Source organism: Frankia nepalensis (assembly GCF_016786325.1).
Lineage (GTDB): Bacteria > Actinomycetota > Actinomycetes > Frankiales > Frankiaceae > Pseudofrankia > Pseudofrankia nepalensis.
On the sequence record NZ_JADWYU010000371.1, the window covers coordinates 11970 to 16311 of the forward strand.

3 protein-coding genes are annotated in these 4342 nt (G+C 70.5%); 1 reads left to right on the forward strand and 2 read right to left on the reverse strand.

The window, feature by feature from the left end; all coding sequences use genetic code 11:
* Positions 1 to 92 precede the first annotated feature (92 nt).
* The gene (locus I6A81_RS41375) at positions 93 to 530 is read right to left on the reverse strand and encodes a DUF3052 domain-containing protein (protein WP_203006799.1); all 438 of its coding nucleotides are present in this window, start codon (positions 528 to 530) and stop codon (positions 93 to 95) included.
* Between the two features lie 228 nt (positions 531 to 758).
* Positions 759 to 1163, reverse strand: a complete 405-nt coding sequence (locus I6A81_RS41380) for a secondary thiamine-phosphate synthase enzyme YjbQ (protein ID WP_307875248.1) — start codon at positions 1161 to 1163, stop codon at positions 759 to 761.
* Positions 1164 to 1471: 308 nt separating this feature from the next.
* On the opposite strand from I6A81_RS41380, the gene aceE reads away from it, so the two are divergent.
* Positions 1472 to 4282, forward strand: a complete 2811-nt coding sequence (gene aceE / locus I6A81_RS41385) for a pyruvate dehydrogenase (acetyl-transferring), homodimeric type (RefSeq protein ID WP_203006797.1) — start codon at positions 1472 to 1474, stop codon at positions 4280 to 4282.
* The last annotated feature ends 60 nt before the right edge of the window (positions 4283 to 4342 follow it).

Below are 4342 nucleotides of genomic sequence, written 5' to 3' on the forward strand. Positions count from 1 at the left end.
GGGGCGGGCGGGCGCCCCCCCCCCCCCCCCCCCCCCGGCCCCCCCCCCCGCCCCCCCCCCCCCCCACGGCGCGCGGGTGACGTGTCCGCGCGCTATCGGTGGCGGACGCGCTGGGACTTGGGGGCGGCGAGGCGCATACCGGCCCATTCCTGGGCGACGCTGAGCGTGCTGGTCTGGACCAGGCCGGCCGTGGGCACGGCGTCCAGGATGTCGCTCGGCTCGACGTGGCCGGAGCGGCCCGCCTTGGGGGTCAGCAGCCAGATGACCCCTTGGGGGGAGAGCTGGCGCCGGGCGTCGATGAGTGCGTTGGCGAGATCGCCGTCGTCGTCCCGCCACCAGAGCAGAACGATGTCGACGACGTCATCGGAGTCCTCCGGCACGAGGTCCGTCCCGCTGGCGGCGATGACCGCTTCCAGCAGGTCGCCCGCGATGTCGTCGTCCTCATTGATCGACTGCACCATCGTCCCGGCGACGACGCCCAGACGTTCCGCACGGCGCTGACCCTCGGCGTTTGCCGCGGTCGGACTCACCCTCCGCTACCTCCTGCTCGTTTGTCTGACGGGCGAGCGTAAACCCGCGCGTCCCGGTCGGACAAACCCAACGGCCTAGCCGGCCGTGAGCCCCGCCGTGACCTAAGTCCACCGGACCATGCGGTGACAACGCAAGTGCCACGCCGCTGGTTGTGGACAACGCAGGTGTATGCCGCCGCTTCCGTACCCCGGTCGGCGGCCCGGGCACGGGCGCCGACGGGCGCCAGATCAGCCGGCGAGGAACGAGAAACGGACGGTGCGGTCCTGGTTGTCGACGTTGAGGTCGACCAGGGCGACCGACTGCCAGGTGCCGAGCGCGAGCCGGCCGTCGAGCACCGGGACCGTCAGGGACGGCGGCAGGAAGGCGGGCATGACGTGCGAGCGCCCGTGTCCCGGTGATCCGTGGGCGTGCCGCCAGCGGTCGTCCGCGGGCAGCAGCTCCGCCAGCGCCGCGAGCAGATCCTCGTCGCTGCCCGAGCCGAGCTCCAGGATCGCGATGCCGGCGGTGGCATGCGGCACGAACACCGACAGCAGCCCGTCCCCGCGGCCGGCGACGAACCGGCCCGCCTCACCCGTCAGGTCGTGGACCCGCTCGCGCCGCCCGGTCCGCACTGACACCGTCGTGGTTTCCACTCCCGCATCATCACCGGCCCGCGCGGCCCGGACGTCCGGCGAGGACCTCGGACGCGCGCGACCTCCGTGCCGACGCGGGGGCGGAACGGGGATGGTACGGGTGCCGGGCGGCATACGGTGGTGCGTGGCGGGCGTTGCTTTTACTTCGCAGTTTCGTTGACGTTCGTCACGATCGACGCGGCGGAACTCGGCGGTAACCGGGGTGTGCGTGACGTCCCTGACGGGACGGAGCACCATGACGTCAGCATGTCCGCCCGGGCACGACCTGCCCGGGCCGGCCGGCACCCGAGGGCTAGGAGCAGAGGAAAGTGGCACAGGACAGTAATCGGAAGTTCTCGGTCATCACCGACGGACTGCCCAGCCAGCTGCCCGACGTGGACCCGTCGGAAACCAGCGAATGGCTCGAGTCCCTCGACGCCGTCATCGCCGAGCAGGGACGCGGCCGCGCCCGTTTTCTCATGCTCAAACTGCTCGAGCAGGCCCGTGCGAAGGCGGTCGGGGTACCCTCTCTGACCAGCACGGACTTCATCAACACGATTTCGCCGGAGCAGGAGCCGTGGTTCCCGGGCGACGAGCACGTGGAACGACGCATCCGCGCCTACATCCGCTGGAATGCCGCCATCATGGTGAGCCGGGCCAACCGGCCCGAGTACAACGTGGGCGGCCATATCGCCACCTATGCGTCGAGCGCCAGCCTCTACGAGGTCGGATTCAACCACTTCTTCCGGGGCAAGGACCACCTGAGCAGTTCGCCGGGCAGTGGCTCCGGCGACCAGATCTTCTTTCAGGGCCACGCGTCGCCGGGTATCTACGCGCGCGCCTTCCTGGAGGGAAGGCTCTCCGAGACCCAGCTGGACGCGTTCCGCCGCGAGGGCGTGCCGGGCGGCCTTTCGTCCTATCCGCACCCGCGCCTGATGTCGGACTTCTGGGAGTTCCCGACCGTGTCGATGGGGCTCGGCCCGATCGACGCGATCTACCAGGCGCGCTTCAACCGCTACCTGCTGAACCGGCAGATCAAGGACACCGCGGGCAGCCGGGTGTGGGCGTTCCTCGGTGACGGCGAGATGGACGAGCCGGAGTCGATCGGCGCGCTCGGGGTCGCCGCCCGCGAGGAGCTCGACAACCTGATCTTCGTGGTGAACTGCAACCTGCAGCGCCTCGACGGCCCGGTCCGGGGCAACGGCAAGATCATGCAGGAGCTGGAGGCGCTGTTCCGTGGCGCCGGCTGGAACGTCATCAAGGTGGTCTGGGGCCGCGACTGGGACCCGCTGCTGGCCAAGGACACCGATGGCGCCCTCGTGAACAAGATGAACACGACGCCGGATGGCCAGTTCCAGACCTACTCGACGTCCCCCGGCTCCTACATCCGGGAGCACTTCTTCGGCTCGGACGCGCGCCTGCGCCGGATGGTCGCCGACCGGTCCGACGACGACCTGCGCAAGCTCTCCCGCGGTGGGCACGACTACCGCAAGCTTTACGCCGCCTACAAGGCCGCGACCGAGCACGAGGGCCAGCCGACGGTGATCCTCGCGCACACCATCAAGGGCTGGACGCTGGGTAAGGACTTCGAGGGCCGCAACGCGACCCACCAGATGAAGAAGCTCACCAAGGCGGAGCTCAAGGAACTGCGCGACCGGCTTTACCTGGAGATCCCGGACTCGGCGCTGGAGGCGGACCTGCCGCCGTACTACCACCCGGGGCACGGCTCGGAAGAGATCCAGTACATGAAGGAGCGCCGGGCGGCGCTCGGTGGCTCGGTGCCGCGCCGGGTGGTGCGGGCCAAGCCGCTGGCGCAGCCGCCGGCGTCGCTGTTCGACATTCTGCGCAAGGGCTCGGGCAAGCAGCCGGTGGCGACGACGATGGCGTTCGTCCGGCTGCTGAAGGACCTCCTGAAGACCAAGGAGATGGGCCCGCGCTTCGTGCCCGTCATCCCGGACGAGGCCCGCACCTTCGGGATGGACGCGATGTTCCCGACGGCGAAGATCTACTCGCCGCACGGCCAGAAGTACGAGGCCGTCGACCGGGACCTGCTGCTGTCCTACCAGGAGTCCGAGCAGGGCCAGATGCTGCACGAGGGCATCAGCGAGGCCGGCTCGATGGGCTCGGTGATCGCCGCCGGCACGTCGTACGCGACGCACGCGCAGCACATGATCCCGGTCTACGTCTTCTACTCGATGTTCGGCTTCCAGCGCACCGGCGACCAGATGTGGGCGTTCGGCGACCAGTTGGGCCGCGGCTTCCTGCTGGGCGCCACCGCGGGACGCACCACCCTCAACGGTGAGGGCCTGCAGCACCAGGACGGCCATTCGCTGCTGCTCGCCTCGACGAACCCCGCCTGCGTCGCCTACGACCCCGCGTTCAGCTTCGAGATCGCGCACATCGTGCGTGATGCCCTCGACCGGATGTACGGCGACCGCGACGAGAACGTCTTCTACTACCTGTCGGTCTACAACGAGCCGTACCCGCAGCCGGCGGAGCCGGCGGGAGTCGACCCGAGCCAGCTGATCGCCGGCATGTACCGGTTCCGGCCCGCCGAGGAACTCGTCGGCCCGCTCGGGCAGACCCCTGGCCGGGACGGGGCCGCCGGGGCACCGCGCGCCCAGCTTCTCGCGAGCGGCACGGCCGTGCGCTGGGCGCTGGCCGCGCAGGAGATGCTCGCCACGGACTTCGGCGTGGCGGCGGACGTCTGGTCGGTGACCTCGTGGAACGAGCTGCGCCGGGACGCCCTCGACTCGGAGCGGGCCAACCTGCTCAACCCGGAGCAGCCGGAAAGCGTGCCGTACGTCACCCGGATCCTGGCGGGCGCGCCCGGGCCGGTCATCGCGGTCAGCGACTGGATGCGCGCGGTGCCCGACCAGATCGCCCGTTGGGTGCCGCAGCCCTACACCTCGCTCGGTACCGACGGCTTCGGCCGCTCCGACACCCGTGCGGCGCTGCGTCGCCATTTCAACGTCGACGCCGAGTCGGTCGTGGTGGCGACGCTGGAATCCCTGGTGCGGGCGGGCGAGATCAAGGCCAGCGTGGTGGAGGAGGCGATCACTCGCTACGACCTGCGCGGCTCCGCCACCATCGTCGGCACCGCCGCCGGCGAGGCTGACGAGCGCCCGATCTCGGGCTGAGTCCTCGGCTCCGACGGGCGGTCACAGGCCCGGCCCACGACCTGGTCGCTGGGCCGGGCC